16 protein-coding genes are annotated in these 19,136 nt (G+C 35.3%); 2 read left to right on the top strand and 14 right to left on the bottom strand.

What is annotated here, in order from left to right:
- Positions 1-4: 4 nt before the first annotated feature.
- Entirely contained in the window at positions 5-1,285 is a 1,281-nt protein-coding gene (locus tag AC1RPJ_RS04225; protein ID WP_481761564.1) for a DEAD/DEAH box helicase, read from the bottom strand.
- 103 nt (positions 1,286-1,388) lie between these two features.
- The gene (locus AC1RPJ_RS04220) at positions 1,389-2,390 is read right to left on the bottom strand and encodes a Gfo/Idh/MocA family protein (RefSeq protein ID WP_481761565.1); all 1,002 of its coding nucleotides are present in this window, start codon (positions 2,388-2,390) and stop codon (positions 1,389-1,391) included.
- A 183-nt stretch (positions 2,391-2,573) separates the two neighbouring features.
- Between AC1RPJ_RS04220 and AC1RPJ_RS04215 the strand changes: the two genes are divergently transcribed.
- Both AC1RPJ_RS04215 and AC1RPJ_RS04210 read left to right on the top strand, forming a co-directional pair.
- Positions 2,574-2,969 carry a DUF4828 domain-containing protein gene (locus AC1RPJ_RS04215; protein WP_481761566.1) on the top strand — a complete coding sequence of 132 codons (396 nt, stop codon included), beginning with the start codon at positions 2,574-2,576 and terminating at the stop codon, positions 2,967-2,969.
- A 104-nt stretch (positions 2,970-3,073) separates the two neighbouring features.
- The gene (locus AC1RPJ_RS04210) at positions 3,074-4,393 is read left to right on the top strand and encodes an APC family permease (RefSeq protein WP_481761567.1); all 1,320 of its coding nucleotides are present in this window, start codon (positions 3,074-3,076) and stop codon (positions 4,391-4,393) included.
- A 72-nt stretch (positions 4,394-4,465) separates the two neighbouring features.
- Here AC1RPJ_RS04210 and msrB read toward each other — a convergent pair whose 3' ends face one another.
- From msrB to AC1RPJ_RS04150, 12 genes are all read right to left on the bottom strand, one after another.
- The gene (msrB, locus tag AC1RPJ_RS04205) at positions 4,466-4,903 is read right to left on the bottom strand and encodes a peptide-methionine (R)-S-oxide reductase MsrB (RefSeq protein ID WP_481761568.1); all 438 of its coding nucleotides are present in this window, start codon (positions 4,901-4,903) and stop codon (positions 4,466-4,468) included.
- 130 nt (positions 4,904-5,033) lie between these two features.
- Positions 5,034-6,398: a 23S rRNA (uracil(1939)-C(5))-methyltransferase RlmD gene (gene rlmD, locus AC1RPJ_RS04200; RefSeq protein WP_481761569.1), complete on the bottom strand. Its 1,365-nt coding sequence runs from the start codon at positions 6,396-6,398 to the stop codon at positions 5,034-5,036.
- Between the two features lie 132 nt (positions 6,399-6,530).
- The gene (locus AC1RPJ_RS04195; RefSeq protein ID WP_481761570.1) at positions 6,531-7,571 is read right to left on the bottom strand and encodes a diacylglycerol kinase; all 1,041 of its coding nucleotides are present in this window, start codon (positions 7,569-7,571) and stop codon (positions 6,531-6,533) included.
- Between the two features lie 34 nt (positions 7,572-7,605).
- Positions 7,606-9,036, bottom strand: a complete 1,431-nt coding sequence (gene gatB, locus AC1RPJ_RS04190) for an Asp-tRNA(Asn)/Glu-tRNA(Gln) amidotransferase subunit GatB (protein WP_481761571.1) — start codon at positions 9,034-9,036, stop codon at positions 7,606-7,608.
- Positions 9,036-10,499 (bottom strand): Asp-tRNA(Asn)/Glu-tRNA(Gln) amidotransferase subunit GatA, encoded by a 1,464-nt coding sequence (gatA, locus tag AC1RPJ_RS04185; RefSeq protein WP_481761572.1) that lies wholly within the window; start codon positions 10,497-10,499, stop codon positions 9,036-9,038. Before gatA ends, gatB begins: the two co-directional genes overlap by 1 nt.
- 2 nt (positions 10,500-10,501) lie before the next feature.
- Positions 10,502-10,804: an Asp-tRNA(Asn)/Glu-tRNA(Gln) amidotransferase subunit GatC gene (gene gatC, locus AC1RPJ_RS04180; RefSeq protein ID WP_409022077.1), complete on the bottom strand. Its 303-nt coding sequence runs from the start codon at positions 10,802-10,804 to the stop codon at positions 10,502-10,504.
- Positions 10,805-10,841: 37 nt separating this feature from the next.
- Positions 10,842-11,990, bottom strand: a complete 1,149-nt coding sequence (locus AC1RPJ_RS04175) for a CamS family sex pheromone protein (protein WP_481761573.1) — start codon at positions 11,988-11,990, stop codon at positions 10,842-10,844.
- Entirely contained in the window at positions 11,977-13,998 is a 2,022-nt protein-coding gene (gene ligA, locus AC1RPJ_RS04170; protein ID WP_481761630.1) for an NAD-dependent DNA ligase LigA, read from the bottom strand. The genes AC1RPJ_RS04175 and ligA overlap by 14 nt, the downstream gene beginning before the upstream one ends.
- 34 nt (positions 13,999-14,032) lie before the next feature.
- Positions 14,033-16,258 carry a DNA helicase PcrA gene (gene pcrA / locus AC1RPJ_RS04165; RefSeq protein WP_481761574.1) on the bottom strand — a complete coding sequence of 742 codons (2,226 nt, stop codon included), beginning with the start codon at positions 16,256-16,258 and terminating at the stop codon, positions 14,033-14,035.
- A gap of 144 nt (positions 16,259-16,402) precedes the next feature.
- Entirely contained in the window at positions 16,403-17,542 is a 1,140-nt protein-coding gene (locus AC1RPJ_RS04160; RefSeq protein WP_481761575.1) for a 5-(carboxyamino)imidazole ribonucleotide synthase, read from the bottom strand.
- Positions 17,543-17,682: 140 nt separating this feature from the next.
- Positions 17,683-18,255 (bottom strand): xanthine phosphoribosyltransferase, encoded by a 573-nt coding sequence (locus AC1RPJ_RS04155; RefSeq protein WP_409022073.1) that lies wholly within the window; start codon positions 18,253-18,255, stop codon positions 17,683-17,685.
- A 177-nt stretch (positions 18,256-18,432) separates the two neighbouring features.
- A complete protein-coding gene (locus tag AC1RPJ_RS04150; protein ID WP_481761576.1) occupies positions 18,433-19,110 on the bottom strand; it encodes a glycoside hydrolase family 73 protein in 678 nt (225 codons plus the stop codon).
- Positions 19,111-19,136: the final 26 nt, after the last annotated feature.

Below are 19,136 nucleotides of genomic sequence, written 5' to 3'. Positions count from 1 at the left end.
CTCATTAATCAAAATGTTCTGCTTTTGGTTTGCGTCTTTTACCTTTATTTTTTTGATTTCTCAAACGAACTTTACGATGTGGTTTCTTTACTGGTTCATCAGATTGCTTTTGACCATCAACTGTTTTGGCTTTCACTTCAACTGGTTTAAGTTTCTTAGCTTTTGGTTCAGCCACACGTTCTGGTCTTTCTGTTACAATCGCACCATCATATAAGTAACCTTTTTCAATTTCAAATGGTGTATTTTTTAAATCTTGTTTTAAGGTACGTAGATCATGTTCATTTCCAAGATTAATAACCATCCCTTCAGCACCCATCCGGCCTGTCCGGCCGACACGATGAATATATGACGTCGTATCTTTAGGCATATCATAATTTACGACTGCGGGTAACATTGGAATGTCCAAACCTCGAGCGGCAACATCCGTCGTTAGTAATAATTTAATTTCATGCTTATGAAGTTGTGATAAAGCATTAGCACGATTAACTTGGCGTTGCTCGCTATCTAAGACAGCGACTGGTACATGATCATATTTTAATTTTTGAGCCATATCTTGTAACGATGATAGTTGGTTAAAGAAAACTAGTGCATAAAAATCTTCAACATTTGCTAAACGACGCAACGTTGATTGACGTTTACGCGTTGGTGTTTCAATTGAATAATGGTGAACGATACCTTGTGTTTGATCAACTTCACGAACATCATAAGTTGTCACATTAGCACCAAACCATTTTTTCAAATCATCTAATATTGCCGTTTCCGTCGCAGAAAAGAAACTTAATTGAATGCCTGCAGGTGCCTGGCTGATTAAATCACGACAAGTTGTTAGTGTTTCATCCGTTAATAAATCATCCGCTTCATCAATGACAACTGATTTAACTTTATGTAATTTAATTTTTTTATCTTCAGCTAAATTCAATAAGCGACCTGGTGTTCCGACAATAATCTCAGGTTTTTTCTTTAAATTTTCAATTTGGCGTTTCATATTAGCACCACCAATAATAGCTTGAACTTTTAAATCAAGTTCTTTAGCCCAAGGACGAATGACACCTGCTAATTGCATAGCTAATTCTTGTGAAGGTGCAATAATCAATAGTTGAATGCCATCTTTAGGTATTAATCTTTCGAGTAAAGGTAAGCTGAACGCTAATGTTTTACCAGAACCGGTTGGTGCTAATCCAAGGATATTTTCACCTGATTTTAGAGGTTCATAAACGGCTTCTTGGATGGGTGATTGTGTTTCAAAACCTTGTTCTTTAAAATATGCATCAAATTTTGGATTCATTTTAGTCTCTTTCTTTTAACTTCATAGGATTAGTTTTAATAATTAAGTATAGCATATAAAAAATAAGCTTCCATTGATTCACAGAAACTTATCTCAATAATTCTTATTTATGATCAGCTGGAAATTCAATTCCGGCACTTTTCCTTAAATCAAACAATACTTGATTAACTGTCACACTAAGTTTTTGCCATTTTATATAATCAGCTTTGTTCGTTACGTCATTGGGGTTATTGATGACTCTAGCAAAATCAATCGCTTCAGCTAACATCGGATTTTTAGCTGGTTTTTGACTAAGTAGTTCTTCTTTATCAGAGCCATCTCGATAAAGAACCTCATTTAATTCAGCTGCATTATCCATCACAATTGTGTCTTTTAGGCCATAGATTTCACTAGTTAAATATGAATTTGCTGTCTTACCAATATTTAAGGTCACTCTAAAATCTTCATAAGTTAGAATTGCGACACCTTTACCATCAACACCTGTTGGTAACATTGTTGGATAGTACTGAACTTCAAGTGGTGTACCAAACCAAGAAATAGCATTATAAACAACGTAAACACCTAAGTCTTGTAATGCACCACCAGAAAATTTTGGTGAGAAGATATTAGGTTCTTCACCTGCTAAAATAGCATCATAACGTGACGAATACTTCATATAAGTTAAAGTTGCGCCTTGGATGGTCTCTAGTTCAGTTACTTTTTGTTCAATAATTTTGAAATTATCTTGATGAATTTGTCGAGCTGCTTCAAATAATTGACTTCCAGGATGTTCCCTAAGAACCGTCTGAATAGCGGCCATTTCTGTTGGATTTGAGACCACTGGTTTTTCGGCAATAACTTTTTTACCAGCTTCAATCGCTAATTTAATTTGTTCAAAATGTAAACTATTCGGAGAAGCAATATAGATTACCTCAAATTTATCTGAATTTAAAAATTCTGTCATATTATCGTAAAAATTTGTTGCACCATATTTTTCACCAAAATCTTTGGCTTTTAATTCGGTTCTTGAATAGACACTAGTCAATTGAAATTCATTAGATTCATGCGCTGCTTCAACGAATTGACCTGTAATCCAATTTGTACCAATAATACCTAATTTAATCATACCCAATACCTCCATTTTATTATTAAATTCATTATAACAACAATTGAACCGTTTTCATAACGATTGCTTTATTTCAATTTTGTGACGATAGATTAAATTTATATATATTTTGGGCAATTCTTTCCGCTTGTTAGCTAAAAGTGCTATATTTAAGTAGAAGAGTTCTAATTAGGAGGGATAGCTGTGAAGAAACGTAGTTTTGCACTACTAGGTGCATCATTTTTTATTGGATTAACGAAAGATATTAAGTCTATAACCGCACCTAAAACTAAGGTTTCTTTACCTATTTTTTATGCTGGACATTGGCTATTCTACGATGAATTAAGTCATCGACACCATAATTTGGATATTTCATCAGACCTCACAATTCGAATTGACGAACGTGCACTCGATGGTAAGATTGAACATATAGATGAGCGTGAACTTAGTTTCTTAGATGAATATGGTTTTCATCTAAGAATTGATGCAAACGATCAAGGACCAGTGAGTTTGTTTGACGAAGCAGATAACCGGACCTATCCCATTAAATTAGCCCCAATTGTAGAATCACAAGATGATAAAAATGAAGATGTAGATTAACAGAATTTTGTTGATTATCATCTTCATTTTTTGTTTCATTACACGTTTAAATAGTCTAAAATAGTTAAATACGCATTTTAATATAGAAACGAGGACCTTTTTCCATGAACAATGATCACCTAAAACGAGATATTGGCTTTTTCGCTGCCCTTTCAACTGTAATGGGAACAGTTATCGGCGGAGGCGTTTTTTTTAAAGTTTCAAGCGTTACACAACAAACCCAATCTGCTAACTTAACTTTATTTGTTTGGTTACTTGGTGGCTTTTTAACTATCTGTGCTGGATTAACCGCTGCAGAACTTGCAGCCGCCATCCCAGAAACTGGTGGCGCCATTAAATATATCGAATATACTTATGGCCGTTTCCCAGCATTTTTACTTGGCTGGGCACAAATAATCATTTATTATCCAGCAAACATTGCAGCTCTTTCAATTATTTTTGGCACACAATTAATTAATCTTTTCCATCTTGATTCACATTTAATTATCCCATTTGCTTTAATTAGTGGAATCAGTATCACATTGATTAACTTTTTAGGCGCCAAAGTTGGTGGTACCTTTCAATCAATTTCATTAGTTTTAAAATTATTACCTATTATTGTCATTGTGATATGGGGGATTTTCACTCCTGGACAAGTGACGTTTAGTTTAATTCCGTTAACATCCGGCGCGCACCAGTCTTTCTTTACTGCTTTAAGTGGCGGCCTTCTTGCGACCATGTTTGCTTATGATGGCTGGATTGGGGTTGGAAATATTGCCGGAGAGATGCACCATCCAGAACGTGATTTACCGAAAGCCATTATTTCAGGATTATTTTTCATCACAATTATCTATACATTAATTAATTTTGTTTTTCTTAAGGCTCTTCCTATTTCAGGATTAGCTGGCAATTTAAATGCAGCTTCTGATGCCTCAAGACAACTATTTGGACAATTTGGTGGTAAGTTTGTGACCGTTGGTATCTTAATTTCAGTCTACGGTGCCACTAACGGCTATACGTTAACCGGTATGCGCGTTCCATATGCGATGGCCTTAGAAAACCAACTCCCCTTTAGTAATTGGCTAAAACGCTTATCTCCTCATACGAGAGTTCCATATATTGCGGGCTTTTTACAAATAAGTATCGCAATAATAATGATGTTCTTAGGTAGTTTTGATTTATTAACAGATATGCTTATTTTTGTTATTTGGATTTTTAATGTACTAGTTTTCGTTGCTATCTTTATATTACGAAAACGTGAACCTGAATTAAATAGACCCTATAAAGTTCCTTTATATCCAATCATTCCAATCATCGCGATTATTGGGGGTATTTTTATACTCGTTGCGACACTATTAACACAAACGACGTTAGCACTTGTTGGTCTATTAATAACGGGACTTGGCATTCCTGTTTACTTTATTCATCAAAAAAGCCAAGGATAATTATACAAATAAAAACATTCAACTTTTAGAGCCAGATAGGCTCATATCCCTTAAGTCGAATGTTTTTATTTTTTATAAATTATTTAAATAGTTACTATATCCAGCAGCTTCCATTTCTGCTTCAGGAATAAACTTCAATGAGGCAGAGTTAATACAATAACGTAATCCGCCTTGGTCTTTAGGTCCATCAGTAAATACATGACCTAAATGTGAATTTGCTTCCTTACTTCTAACTTCCGTTCGTTGATAACCAAAAAGACTATTATCAACCAACTCAGCAATCTTAGAACCTGGGATTGGTTTTGAAAATGATGGCCAACCGCAGCCAGCGTCATATTTTTCTGCTGAACTAAAAAGTGCTTCCCCACTAACAACATCAACGTAAATTCCTTTTTGATAGAAGTCATCATATTTACCGGTAAATGGCGCTTCCGTTGCAGCATGTTGTGTAACTTCAAACTCTTCATTAGTTAAACGTTCACGTAATTCTTTTTCAGTTTCTTTTGACATAATGGACCTCCTAATGTTTTAAGATATCATTAGAATACTCTTTTTCACACTGAATACAATTTATCTGTTTGCAAAAAAAAGGCCAAAAGTAAAATACCTTTGGTCTTCCTCATCTATTATATTAAATTGGTTATTTTTCTAAAATTGTAACTGTTTCAATATGTGTTGTTTGTGGGAATTGATCCACTGGTAAAATTGGTTTTGTAACTTTGTAACCATCATCTAAGAAGCTCTGTAAATCACGAACTAATGTTGAAGGGTTACAACTAATGTAAACAACTTTTTTAGGTTGCATTTTAAGTGTACTTTCAATAAATGCTGGTTCTAGCCCCTTACGAGGAGGATCGACAACTAAAACGTCAGGTCTTAAGTTAGCATGACTCCAGTTTTCCATCCAGTTTTCTGCCATCCCAGTTTCAAAACGAACATTATCAATACCATTAATCTTAGCATTTTCTTTCGCATCTTTAACCGCTGCAGAAACTAATTCTACACCATAGATTTGACGAGCATGTTTTGCCATTGATAATGAAATTGTTCCAATACCACTATAAGCATCAATAACTGTTTCATTACCAGTTAAACCAGCACGTTCAAATGCTGCAGCATATAATTTTTCTGTTTGGACAGGATTAATTTGGTAGAAAGAATGTGGTGAAATTCTAAATGTTAATCCATTTAATTGATCTTCAATATAACCAGGGCCAAATAAAACTTTGTTTTCGCGGCCTAAAATAACATTTGTCTTTTCAGAATTTGTATTTTGAACAATAGTTGTAACCTCAGGTAATGATTCACGGATTGCAGCAGTAATTTCAGTAAACATTGGTAATTTCTTAGAGCGTGTTACTAAGACAATCATCATTTGTTTTGAGTAATGACCACGGCGAACCATAATGTGACGGATAATCCCTTTATGTGCACGTTCGTCATATGCTTCCACATGGAAACGTTGTAAGACATCACGTACAGCTACGATTGCTTTATCAATTTCTTCATCTTGAATTAAAAAATCTTCAATTGCAACAAAATCATGACTGTTTTTCTTGAAGAATCCTGTTTTTAATTCACCAGCAATTTCGCGAACAGGCACTTGTGCTTTATTACGGTAATGGAAAGGATTTTCCATTCCAACAGCATCAGATACTTCAATATCCAAATGCGCTTTTTTCAATAACTCTTGAACTTGTGCTTGTTTGAATTTTAATTGTGCTGGGTATGCTAAATGTTGTAAAGGTGCAATTCCAGTTTGTGTATATGCTGAACCTTTTGTTTCAACACGATCTGGGCTCTCATTACGAAAAGCTAAAACTTTAGCGAAACCAAAGTTCTTGCTAACTTTCATTACACGAATACTAACTTTTTCGCCTGGTAATGCATTTTCAATAAATAATGGGTAGCCATCAACTTTAGCGACACCCATACCTTGATAAGTTAAATCGATAATTTCTGTATCAAATTCTTGGTTCTTTATTACTGGAGGTAGTTTTTTCATTGTTGTCCTTTCGATGTTCCTGCGTATTTACTTTATTCAACCATGTTTAACCCCTAAAAGTCAATAGTTGCCAACTCTAGAAATAAAACAGGATTGAGGCCTTTACCAAGCACCTCAATCCTACTTAATTTCTTAGTTATCTCTTACTTTACTAATTGTACCATTACCGTCAACATCTTCACTATGCATTTCTTGGACTTCTTTTACAAAATGTTCTTCAGCTGTAATTTCGGCAGCCGTACGACCTGACGTAATTGACGTTTCTGGCAATGCATCTGTATTCGCAAAAATTTCGATATGTTGCTTTAAATTTTTGAAAGTCATTGGTGCATCACCACCATATTCACCATCAATATTAATCATCATTTTATTATCGACTGGTTTAGCAATTAATTTAGACGTTTTAACATAAATCACACGTTTATCATTAATATGCTTCCCACCATTTAACACAAGTGCCATTAAATGCAACATTTCGGCGATATTAGTCGCTTTAACAATAAGCAAGGTAAACTTACCGTCATCAAGTGAAGCGTTTGGTACGATTTGTTCAAAGCCACCTACAGAGTTCGTCAATGCTAATAAAAACATTGATGCTTTCCCTTTAAAAATTCCCCCATCATACTCAAGGTTCATTTCAATTGGTTTCATTCTAGGTAACATTTCAGCACCTTTAGCTAAATAAGCCAGATAACCAAAAAGTGATTTAAATTGTGAAGGAACATCATAAGTTAATTCCGTTAATAATCCACCACCAGCGATATTAATGAAATATTTTTCTCCAGCTTGTCCAACATCCATTTTAACTGTGTTACCTTTTGCAATTACTTTTGCAGCAGCAACTGAATCATCCCTAGGTATTTTCAAAGCTCTCGCATAATCATTTGTCGTTCCAGCTGGAATAACACCTATCTTAGGTCGGTGCTTAAGACCAGCAATTCCATTAGCAACTTCATTAATGGTTCCGTCGCCACCAGCAGCAATTACTAAATCAAACCCTGATTTAGCAGCTCTCGTTGCTTCATCTCGAGCTGAATGTTTCTTCGCTGTCGTCGCATAAGCACTAGTTTCATACCCGGCATTTTCAATGATGTCTAGAATACTCACGAGATCACTTTTTAAAGCCTCACGACCGGATGTTGGGTTATAGATAATTCTGGCTCTTTTTCTCATTCCGTTCCTCCACATGAATCTTATTTTAATAAGATTATCTTTGCTTCAATGAGGCCATCAATAATTGATTGACCACATTAGGATTTGCTTGTCCCTGTGTTTGTTTCATGATTTGTCCGATTAAGAATCCAACAGCACGATCTTTACCATTTTTGAAATCTTCAATTGATTGTTCATTGTTATCTAAAATACCATCAATAATGGGTTGTAACTTAGCTGGGTCAGATAATTGAACAAGTCCCTTAGACTCAACCCAAGCTTTAGGTTCGCTACCATTTTTAATAATTTCTTGGAAAACTTTTTTAGCAATCTTACTTGAAATTGTTTCATCAGTAATTAAATTAATCATTCCAGCAAGATTTGCTGGTGTTAATTTAGTATCTTGTAAGTTTAATTTATTTGTATTCATGAACGCATTAACTTCACCCATTAACCAGTTAGCAGCTAACTTAGGATCTGCATCTAACTTAATTGTGTCTTCAAAGAAATCTGACATTTCTTTTGTTTGTGTTAAGACTTCAGCATCATATTCAGGCAAGCCTAATTCACTTGCATAGCGTGTCCGTCGTTTGTCAGGCATTTCGGGAATTGATTCTCTAACTTCTTGAATCCAGTCATCACTAATATGAATTGGTGGAATATCTGGTTCTGGGAAATAACGATAATCGCTAGCCCCTTCTTTGACACGCATCAAAATAGTTGTACCAGTTGGTGCATCAAAACGGCGTGTTTCTTGTTGAACAATACCACCAGACATCAAGACATTTATTTGACGTTTTTCTTCAAATTCAAGTCCTTTACGCACATTTTCAAATGAATTTAAATTTTTCATTTCAGTTTTTGTCCCATAACCGGGTTGGCCAATTGGGTTAATTGAAATATTAACATCAATTCGCATTGATCCTTCTTCCATCTTCACATCAGAAACACCGGTAAATTGAATAACTTGACGTAATTTTTCAAGATATGTGTAAGCTTCTTCAGGTGTTTTGATATCAGGACGTGAAACAATTTCAATCAAAGGTGTTCCTTGACGGTTTAAATCGACATAAGAATAGCCGTTAGGATTATGCGTATTTTTACCCGCATCTTCTTCAACGTGCATTTCTTCAATTCCGATTTTTTTCGTTTCGCCATTAACTTCAATTTCTAAGAAGCCGTTACGACCAATAGGTTCTTCTGATTGTGTGATCTGGTAAGCTTTTGGATTATCAGGATAAAAGTAATTTTTTCGGTCAAAATGGTTATCCTTTGTGATTTCACAATTTAAAGCTAAGGCAGCACGCATTCCGTATTCAATTGCCCCTTTATTGGCAGTTGGTAAAACACCTGGATAACCCCAGTCAATAACGTTGGTATTCGTATTAGGTTCTGCCCCAAAATCAACTTTTGAAGGTGAGAATGCCTTAGAGTTAGTTTTCATTTCAATATGAACTTCAAGTCCAATTGTTGTTTCAAAATTCATTAGTTTTGGCCTCCTAACGTAGGGACTTCTTTATGGAAATCAGTTGCTTGTTCAAATGCGTAACCAGCACGATACATTGTTGCTTCATCGAATGATTTCGCAATTAATTGTAATCCAACTGGTAAGCCATTTGAGAATCCAGCAGGAACTGACATGCCGGGTAGTCCAGCCAAGTTAACTGGAATCGTTAAAATATCATTCATATACATTGTAATTGGGTCTTCAATTTTATCACCAATATTAAATGCTGTATTAGGTGCAGTAGGCCCAATAATCAAATCATAATCATTGAATACATTACGGAAATCATTGCAGATTAAAGTCCGAACTTGAGCTGCTTTCTTGAAGAAAGCGTCATAAGTTCCAGCAGATAATGAGAATGTTCCTAACATAATCCGACGTTTAACTTCATCCCCAAAACCTTCTGAACGAGAACGTACATAAACATCTTCCAAACTCTTAACGTCTTGTGCACGGAATCCATAACGAATACCATCAAAACGTTGTAAATTAGATGATGCCTCAGAAGAAGCTAGAATATAGTAAACGGGCACACCATATTTACTGTTTGGTAAACTAACTTCGTCAACTGTTGCGCCAAGTTCTTCAAACGTCTTAACTGCTTTTTGAATGGCTTCTTTAACACCAGCATCAACACCCTCACCTAAATACTCTTTAGGTAAAGCAATCTTCATTCCTTTAATATCGCCAGTTAATCCAGCAGTAAAATCAGGAACAGCTTGCGCTGAACTCGTTGAATCATGAACATCGTTACCACTGATTGCATTTAAAACAGCAGCGTTATCTTTAACGCCACGTGTGAATGGTCCAATTTGGTCCAAACTTGATGCAAATGCAATTAAACCATAACGTGATACACGACCATAAGTTGGTTTTGTTCCTACGACACCATTAAATGAAGCAGGTTGACGGATAGAACCACCAGTATCTGAGCCTAAAGCAGCAATAACTTCACCTGAAGCAACTGCAGCAGCTGAACCACCTGATGAGCCACCGGGAACCTTCGTTGTATTCCAAGGGTTTTTTGTTGTTTTAAAAGCTGACGTTTCAGTAGAACCACCCATAGCAAATTCATCCATGTTTGTTTTACCAATTGTCACCATTTGTGCTTGGCGCATTTTTTCAATCACTGTTGCATCATATATTGGATTGAAATTTTCTAACATTTTGCTTGCAGCAGTTGTTGTTAAATCCTTTGTCACAATATTATCTTTAACAGCCATTGGTATCCCGGCTAAGACATTATTTGCATCGATACCAGCAGCATCAACAGCCTTAGCTTGGCTAAGTGCCATTTCTTCGTTCATTGCGAGGAAAGCAGAAATCTTTGAATCACGTGCTTTAATTTCAGCAAAGGTTGCCTTCGTTAATTCTTCAGAACTCATTTCTTTATTAACTAATGCGTCATGTAAACTTGATAAATCTTGTTTGAAATAATCCATGCTTAAGCTTCCTCACTTTCATCAATAATTGCTGGCACTTTAATAAGGCCATTTTCACTATCCGGTGCATTTTTAAAGAGTAAGTCTCGATCTGTTCCTTCTTCTGCGACATCTTCACGCATCACATTGAGAACATCTGTAATATGTGTCGTTACTGGAACGCCTGTTGTATCTACTTCTGATAATTGTTCAGCCATTCCGATAATATCATCTAATTGACTGGTAAATAGTTCTAAATCTGTATCACTGAGTTCTAGTTTAGCTAACTCTGAGACATGTTTGACTTCTTCTTTACTAATTGACATTCAAAACCATCCCTTCAAAATTCAAATTAATTTCTTTTTAATAACTGGTAAATACATGCGTATAGTATGTGCTTTCTTTAGCTGTTTTGGCAAGGAAACTTTGCATTGTCCCATCACTACCTTTGATAGTAATGTCAATTGGAATCCCTGATGCTAAATATTTCACGGCCGTTGTTGATAAATATTGAGTGAAACTAATAATCTCTGTTTCACTATAAAATTGAGTTGTAATATTGATGTGCATCCCTGTAATTGCTTTGTTTTTATATTGTACCTGTGCTGTTACACCTGCTAAATTAGGAAAGAAACTTTGAACTTCAGTTTTAAAATTCGTAAATGTCGTTTCATCATTTGTATTAGGTGATGTGGCCGTCGATGTCGTTGGGAACGTATAACTCTTAATTGAAACATCATCCCAATTATCAATCGTCGTTTTACCATTCTTATTCACAGCGTAGGCGTAGAAACTACCGCCAACTAAACTATCGTTTGGTGCTTGCTTGTACATTGCCACCATGATTGGAACGCTATCACTAATTCCTTTGGTTTTACGAAGACGAGCAACCACTTTGTTAGCAGCTTCTTTACCCTTTTCTCTCATTGTTGCATCAGAAATAACGGTTTTATATTCAGCCCCATATTCTTCTTTTTGATAATAATCAACTGAGTTCATTCCGATACCTACCGAGATACCCGAGAGTGATAATTTGCTGCCTTTTTTTGTCATAAAATCTTGTTCTTCAACTTGCTGTACATACATGGGATTACGGTCTGTTTCACCCGTTTTACCATTACTCTTAGGGTTTAATCCGTCTTTATTAGCACTTGATTCACGTCCTAACCAGCTTTGAACAGTCGTTTTTGTTAAATATTGTCCTTCTTGGAAAATATAACTGTCAGTAGCAAATTGATCTTTAGATAAATCTAACAGACCAGATTCAAAACTTTTTAAATTCAAGACATTGTCATTTTGTGTGAGTGCCACACCTCTTGATTTACTTGTTAAATATTTACCATCTTTAATGACACCTTCATAGTTACTATCACTTGTTTGGCCAGTTGTCTGGTAACCAGAACTTGATGTATTTTTAGAGGTTCCCGACGAGCCTGATGAGGCAACATTGCCACAGGCTGCTAAGAAAATTAACGAGAAACTTAACATAAGTCCAATCTTAATTTTTTTCATATGACACTCCTTCCATAACTGAGATAAATTGTTGTTCATCCCAAATTTCAATTTCTAGTTGCTTCGCTTTTGTTAACTTACTTCCAGCATCATGCCCGGCAATTAATAGGTCTGTTTTTTTCGAAACACTACCAACAACAGAAGCACCATTTGCTTCAAGCCATTTTTTAGCATCGCTTCGTTTCAACTGATCAAGTGTTCCCGTTAGGACAACTTTCTTATCCATCACGGGACTACCTTCAGCTAATTCTGCAATTTCAGCAGTTGTTTTGCCTAAAAAGGTTAAGTTAACTTGCGCATTATCCAGTTCATCAATCAATTCACGAACTTGGTCATTGGCAAAATAAGTCACAAGACTATCCGCAATCACCTGTCCGATTGAATCAATGACGAGAATATCTTCGGAAATTGCTGTCATTAATTGATGAATATCTTTAAATTCGGCTGAAACCAATCGAGCAGCCTTAGCTCCAACATGCCGAATTCCTAGTCCAAATAATAAGCGTTCCACTGAATTTTGTCGGCTAATATCAATTGCATTTAATAATTTATTAACCGATTTTTCTTTGAAATTATCTAGCGTTAACAGTTGATCGGCAGTTAACTGATACAATCCTGCAACATCACTAATTAACTTATTTTCAAATAATTGTTCAACAATTTTAGGCCCTAGTCCATCAATATTCATCGCATTTCTAGAAGCAAAATGTGCCAGACTCTCTTTAATGAGTGCGGGACATTTTGGATTGATACAACGTAATGCAACTTCTTCATCCAGATGAACTAATATTGCTCCACAAACTGGGCAGTTCGTTGGCAAACTATACACAACACTGTCTTCTGGTCGTTTATCTAAGACAACTTCAGAAATTTCTGGAATAATATCCCCAGCCTTATGCAACTTAACCGTATCGTTAATTCTAATATCTTTTTGTTTCAGTAAATCCCCATTATGCAATGATGCCCGAGAAACTGTTGTTCCCGCTAACTGCACAGGATTCATGATTGCAGTTGGTGTTACGACACCTGTTCGACCAATCGTCCATTCAATATCTAGAACTTTAGTTTCTTGCTCGTCTGGCGGGAATTTATAGGCAATTGCCCATTTTGGAACTTTAACCGTATTACCAACTTCATCATGAATCGTGAATAAATTTGCTTTAATAACAATACCATCGATATCGTAAGATAAATCATGACGTTTTGCTTGATATTCATTAATGTATGCCGAAATTTCTGTCATATCACTCGTAACACGTGATTCAGTATTTGTTCTAAATCCAAGTTTAGACAAGCGTTTTAACGCATCACTTTGAGTTTTGACATCCGGATCAACTATATAATAGATAAATGTACTCAATTGTCGTTGAGCCGTTTCAGCTGTATTTAATTGTCGTAAACTACCTGCTGCTGCATTCCTAGGATTAGCAAATACCGTTTCTCCAGCTTCCTCGCGACGTTTATTCAACGCAACAAACGCCTTTGTTGGCATGTAACATTCTCCACGAACTTCAATTGAAATGGGTTCCGTCAATGTTAGTGGAATTGATTTGACTGTTTTAAGATTTTCAGTAATATTTTCACCAATTGTGCCATCTCCACGAGTTGATCCTTTAACGAATACACCATTTTCATATGTTAACGAAATGGCCAATCCATCAATTTTGAGTTCAGTATTGTAACTTACCTCAGCATCAACTGATTTTTGTAATCGTTGATCAAATTCCGATAGTTCTTCAATGGAAAAGACATCCCCCAATGAAAGCATTGGTACTTCATGCGAAACTTTTTCAAAACCAGGCAGTACCTGGCCACCAACACGTTGCGTTGGTGAATTAGGTGTCACTAAATTAGGAAAGGCTTTTTCAAGTTCTACTAGTTGTAGGTAGTGTTCATCATAAACATGATCTTCAACTGTTGGCTGATCAAGGACATAATATTGACGCGTCCATTTGATTAAGTCAGTTTTTAATTGATTCACTCTATTAGTTGCTTCTTCCAATGTTATGGCTTGATTTGACAAACTTGAACCCTCCTTTTATTTAGTCCACTTTTTTTGTAATTGGTGCAAAAGCTGTCAACAGACGCTTAATCCCTTGTTCTTTGAAAGCAATATCAAGTTCAGCATCCGAACCTGATCCTGAAACTTTAACGATTGTCCCAGTACCCCAAGCTTTATGTTCCACTTTTTCACCAATACGCCAAACAACTGCATCAGCACCTGTACCATTATCACGTTCAACGGTTTTAGCAGGTCGACGGTATGTTGTCGCCGTCGCACGTTGATTGGAATACGATGAATTACGAGATGGTGCTGCCGTTTGATTATCTAATTCAAGTAATGACTCATCTATTTCACCAATGAAACGTGAAGCTTGATTACTTTGACGACGACCATACAACATTCTTGAAAAAGCATTTGTTAAATATAATTTGCGTTCAGCACGAGTAATTCCGACATATGCTAAACGACGTTCTTCCTCAAGTTGATCATCTTCTAACATGGCACGAGAAAGAGGGAATATGCCTTCTTCCAATCCCATTAAAAAGATAACTGGAAATTCAAGTCCTTTAGCGGCATGTAATGTCATCAATGTGACTTCTTCAGGTTCTTCTTCAATATCATCTTGTGCAGAAACTAGTGCTAAATCAGCTAAGAAATCAACATAACGGTCACTATCATCTTCTTCAGCTTCCCAACGATCATCAAATTGCTGAGTTACAGACAAGAATTCTTCAACGTTTTCAAGTCGCGTTTCATTTTCAATCGTTTTCGTCTTTTTCAAATTAGCTTCATAACCTGATTGTTTTAAAATTTCTTTTGTTAACTCGGTCACATTCAAGAACTCACGCATTTTTTGTAATCCACGAATCATTGTGGCAAATTCTTGTAATGATTTTTCAGCTTTACCAGAAATATTAGCAAGCGCTGAGTTTTCAGCACCTTCAAGCATTGTCCAATTATTCATATCTGAAAATTCACGTAATTTGTCCACACTACTTGCACCGATACCGCGTTTTGGGACATTTACAATACGATCAAAACTCATTGAATCTTGATCATTAGCAATTAAACGAATGTAGCCTAAGATATCTCGAATTTCCAATCGCTCGTAGAATTTGTGTCCACCAACCATTTTGTAAGGAACGCTTGATTTTAAGAATGTCTCTTCAATCACACGAGACTGTGCATTCGTTCGATATAAAATGGCGAAATCACCGTAATTTAAGTGATTATCTTTAATTTGTTCTTGAATTTTTTCAACCACATAATGTGATTCATCATTTTCACTTTGGCCACGGTAGTAAGAAATTTTCTCACCATCTTTATTATCAGTCCAAAGACTCTTATCACTGCGGTTCGTATTATTATCAATAACTGCATTGGCAGCATTCAGAATTGTTTTCGTTGAACGATAGTTTTGTTCCAACTTAACAACATCAGCATCAGGATAATCTTTTTCAAAATTCATAATGTTATCCATGTTTGCCCCACGCCAACCGTAAATACTTTGGTCAGCATCCCCGACGACGCAGAGATTTTTGAAACGTTCAGCTAACATGTTTACTAAGGTATATTGTGCTTCATTAGTATCCTGATATTCATCCACATGGATATATTGAAATTTATTTTGATAAAAAGCCAATGTTTCAGGCTTTTCTTTAAATAAACGGATAGTTAACATAATTAAATCATCGAAATCAACTGCTTGATTTGAGCGTAACTCTTTTTGATATGCCGTATAAACTTTAGCTACCATTTGTTCGAACATACTTGCAGCACGTTCTGCGTATTCTTTTTCTGTTAATAAATCATTTTTTGCATTTGAAATTGCTCCTAAAACGGTTCTTGGGTCAAATTTTTGTGGATCAATATTTTGTTCTTTTAAAATACGTTTTACTAAAGTCTTTTGTTCACCTGGGTCGGCAATTGTAAATGCACGATTATAACCAATTTGGTCAATATCACGTCGCAAAATACGAACACAAAGTGCATGGAATGTTGAAACCCAAACATCTTCTGCCCCTTTGTTAAGTAATTTATTAACACGTTCGCGCATCTCTTTTGATGCTTTATTTGTAAATGTGATTGCTAATACGTTCCATGGATTGATACCTTTTTCTTCAATTAAGTAAGCAACGCGATGCGTTAATACTCGCGTTTTACCACTTCCAGCTCCAGCCATAATTAAGAGTGGTCCCTCTGTTTTTAGGACAGCTTCTTTTTGTTTGTTATTCATTCCGTTCAATAAGCTTTCAGTAGTCAAATTAATCAATCCTCTCTATAAATCAGTCATTATTTATTATAGCAAAAAAACGCCTTAACTTCTTTAATTTTTATGAATATATGTCTCAACTTGTTCATAAAAAAAGACGAACCGATTCAAAACGATTCATCCTTCTAATTTCATTTAATTTGTTGTTTCTTTTTTATCCCAAATGCCTGTATCTTCAATTTGATTCAATGCTTCACGAACTGAATCTGACTGAACCAAAATATGCCCAGCACGATCTAATTTATGATTTTCAGGGTAACGATAAAAATGGTAATACCAATTATTTTTAAGAACCCACTGTGTCTTTAAATCGGCACGTTCTTCTTCTTTTAATGACACCATAACAGTTGGTGCAAGGAATTTCACTTTTGATAGTGGCAATCCACAAATGGCACGTAAATGCTGTTCATACATGCTAACGTTTGTTGCTTTATCAAAAACATACCCTGATTGATGCATAGCGGGCACGACACGTTTAACATAAATTGCACCTGATTTAGTTACAAAGTAGCCAATTTCTAATGCGCCAGTGTAGTCTAGATTTTCCGCAACTTTAATGGCAATTTTATGCATTTCAGCAGAAATTTCTGTATCTAAGTTAGCTGGTACGATTGATTCGTGTAATCGATGATCACGATATTTATTTTCAACAGCTGGGAAAAAATTAATTTCCTTACCATTTTTGATAAGAACCATTGAGATTTCTTGTTCATAAGGAATCCATGATTCTAAAATATAGGTGCCACGTTCAACCAAGTACGCCGCATCTGAAATATCAGTTTGCGTATTGAGAACACTCTGGTAACTTTTACCAAACCCTTTTTGGATTGGTTTTAAAACGCTGGGATACCCAATTGAAAGTACAGAATTATACACATCTTCTAATGATACAATTGTTTCAAAAGGTGGAATATTAATATTTAATTGTTCAAAAAAAGCTCTTTCCAACAAGCGGTCTTGCATAATTTCTAATGCATTATACTTTTGTGGCACATAAGTATATTTTGAAATATATTCAATCACTTCTGAATTAACGTGTTCAGATTCATACGTCACAATATCTGTTCGTTCAGCGAATTCTTTCAATTTATCCTTATCATTCATCTTACCTACAACAGAATAATCTGCTAATTGAAGTGTCTCACTAACTTCATTTTGACTGTATGCTGCGATTTTAAACCCTAAATTTCTTGCAGCCATAGCCAACATTGCACCCGTTGGACTATCTCCGATTATTCCCAATGTACTTCCAGGAAAGATAACTTTTTTTTCCACTATATATTCACTACTTTCTACTTTTGCTTTATACCCTTAATCATACTGTTATCCCGCGGGGCAATCAAGTTTTAACAACCATAATTTAACAATTTTATAAGAAAATAAAAAAGAGCACATTTTGCGCTCTTTTCGTTAATTTAATCTTCAAAATGAACTTGATCACCATCAAATGATGAAATTTTAGCAAGTGATTCTAAACGTACGCCACGTTCATGAATTAATTCGGCACCTTTTTGGAATGATTTTTCAATTACAATTCCAATTCCAGCAATTTCTGCCTTAGCTTCGTCACAAATTTGGAAGAGTCCTTCAGCTGCTTGGCCATTTGCCAAGAAGTCATCAATGATTAAAACACGATCGTTTTCACCTAAAAACTTGTTGGCAACGGCAATTGTATTTTCAACTTTCTTTGTGTACGAGTAAACAGAAGCAGAATATAAATCATTTTGCATCGTAACGCTCTTATTTTTACGTGCGAAGACAACAGGAACATGAAATTGTAACCCAACGAATACTGCTGGGGCAATACCTGATGATTCAACTGTTAAAATTTTAGTAATTTTTTCATTTTTGAATAATTCAGCAAATTCCACACCCATTGCTAACATTAAATCAGGATCAACTTGGTGATTTAAAAATTGATCGACCTTCAATACATCTCCTGGTAATACAATACCATCTTGCATAATTCTGTCTTCTAAAAGTTTCACGTGGGGTACGCTCCTCTTGCTATTTATATTTTTTTGGGTATAAAAATAGCTTTTTCACTTCGGTATAAGTAAAAAAGCTACATTCCGGTTTTGAATGACTTAAGAATAACATAATATAAGGGTAATTTCAATTTGAATCTACTCATTTATCGTTATTATACTTGACATTAATCCCGTTTATTTATCATATTTATCTAAATGATATTGTTTAATGATATCTGTTAATTTTGTACTATAATCATTATCTGTTGCGTACCCATCAACTACTAAAGCTGCTGCTGCATCTTCGTAAGTTGCTGCAGAAAGAACGTCAGCAAATTGTGTTTTATTCCATGTATTTCCATTAGCTAATAATTTCGAATGAGACATAATTGCTTCGTCCCAATCTTTGAAGACGATAAATTTAGCCGTAACCGTCTTCCATGTGCCATCTTTTTCTTGTTCTTTAGTTTTGAAATCTTTTGCACGTGCGCCCGTTCCTTTAATTCCAAATAGGTTATTGTAGTCTTTAGCTAAAGAACTCGTTCCCCAATCAGATTCTAAGATAGCTTGTGCAATTGTAATACTAGAAAAGACTTTATATTTTTTTTGCATTTTTTGTGCTTCAGGTGCTACTTTCTTAATAAATGCTTGTTTTTTAGCTTCTGCTGCTGCTTTTTTTGCTGATTCACTTGCTTCAATTTTTGAGGTTGATAATGACGTCGCAATAGATTCATCTCGAGCAACATTCTTTTTATGAACGTTCATTGAAACAACGACTGTAATAATACCAAGAATTAAAATTAAAACAACAATATTCGCAACTTGAATTTTACCGTTCTTTACAAAAATCCCCCGACCATTTTTCTTTTTCATTAGTACACCCGTCCCTATACATTTAA

The organism is Dellaglioa sp. CoH-57-MRSF-17 (assembly GCF_056782015.1).
The sequence above is the reverse complement of the archived record's forward strand: the minus strand, read 5'-3'. Positions and strand labels throughout refer to the sequence as shown.

What these genes read in the sequence shown, in the direction of transcription:
- gatB (WP_481761571.1), bottom strand. Translation starts at nt 9,036, where the DNA reads ATGAATTTTGAAACAACAATTGGACTTGAAGTTCATATTGAAATGAAA.
- AC1RPJ_RS04150 (WP_481761576.1), bottom strand. Translation starts at nt 19,110, where the DNA reads ATGAAAAAGAAAAATGGTCGGGGGATTTTTGTAAAGAACGGTAAAATT.
- gatC (WP_409022077.1), bottom strand. Translation starts at nt 10,804, where the DNA reads ATGTCAATTAGTAAAGAAGAAGTCAAACATGTCTCAGAGTTAGCTAAA.
- gatA (WP_481761572.1), bottom strand. Translation starts at nt 10,499, where the DNA reads ATGGATTATTTCAAACAAGATTTATCAAGTTTACATGACGCATTAGTT.
- msrB (WP_481761568.1), bottom strand. Translation starts at nt 4,903, where the DNA reads ATGTCAAAAGAAACTGAAAAAGAATTACGTGAACGTTTAACTAATGAA.
- AC1RPJ_RS04225 (WP_481761564.1), bottom strand. Translation starts at nt 1,285, where the DNA reads ATGAATCCAAAATTTGATGCATATTTTAAAGAACAAGGTTTTGAAACA.
- rlmD (WP_481761569.1), bottom strand. Translation starts at nt 6,398, where the DNA reads ATGAAAAAACTACCTCCAGTAATAAAGAACCAAGAATTTGATACAGAA.
- AC1RPJ_RS04220 (WP_481761565.1), bottom strand. Translation starts at nt 2,390, where the DNA reads ATGATTAAATTAGGTATTATTGGTACAAATTGGATTACAGGTCAATTC.
- AC1RPJ_RS04175 (WP_481761573.1), bottom strand. Translation starts at nt 11,990, where the DNA reads ATGAAAAAAATTAAGATTGGACTTATGTTAAGTTTCTCGTTAATTTTC.
- AC1RPJ_RS04195 (WP_481761570.1), bottom strand. Translation starts at nt 7,571, where the DNA reads ATGAGAAAAAGAGCCAGAATTATCTATAACCCAACATCCGGTCGTGAG.
- AC1RPJ_RS04210 (WP_481761567.1), top strand. Translation starts at nt 3,074, where the DNA reads ATGAACAATGATCACCTAAAACGAGATATTGGCTTTTTCGCTGCCCTT.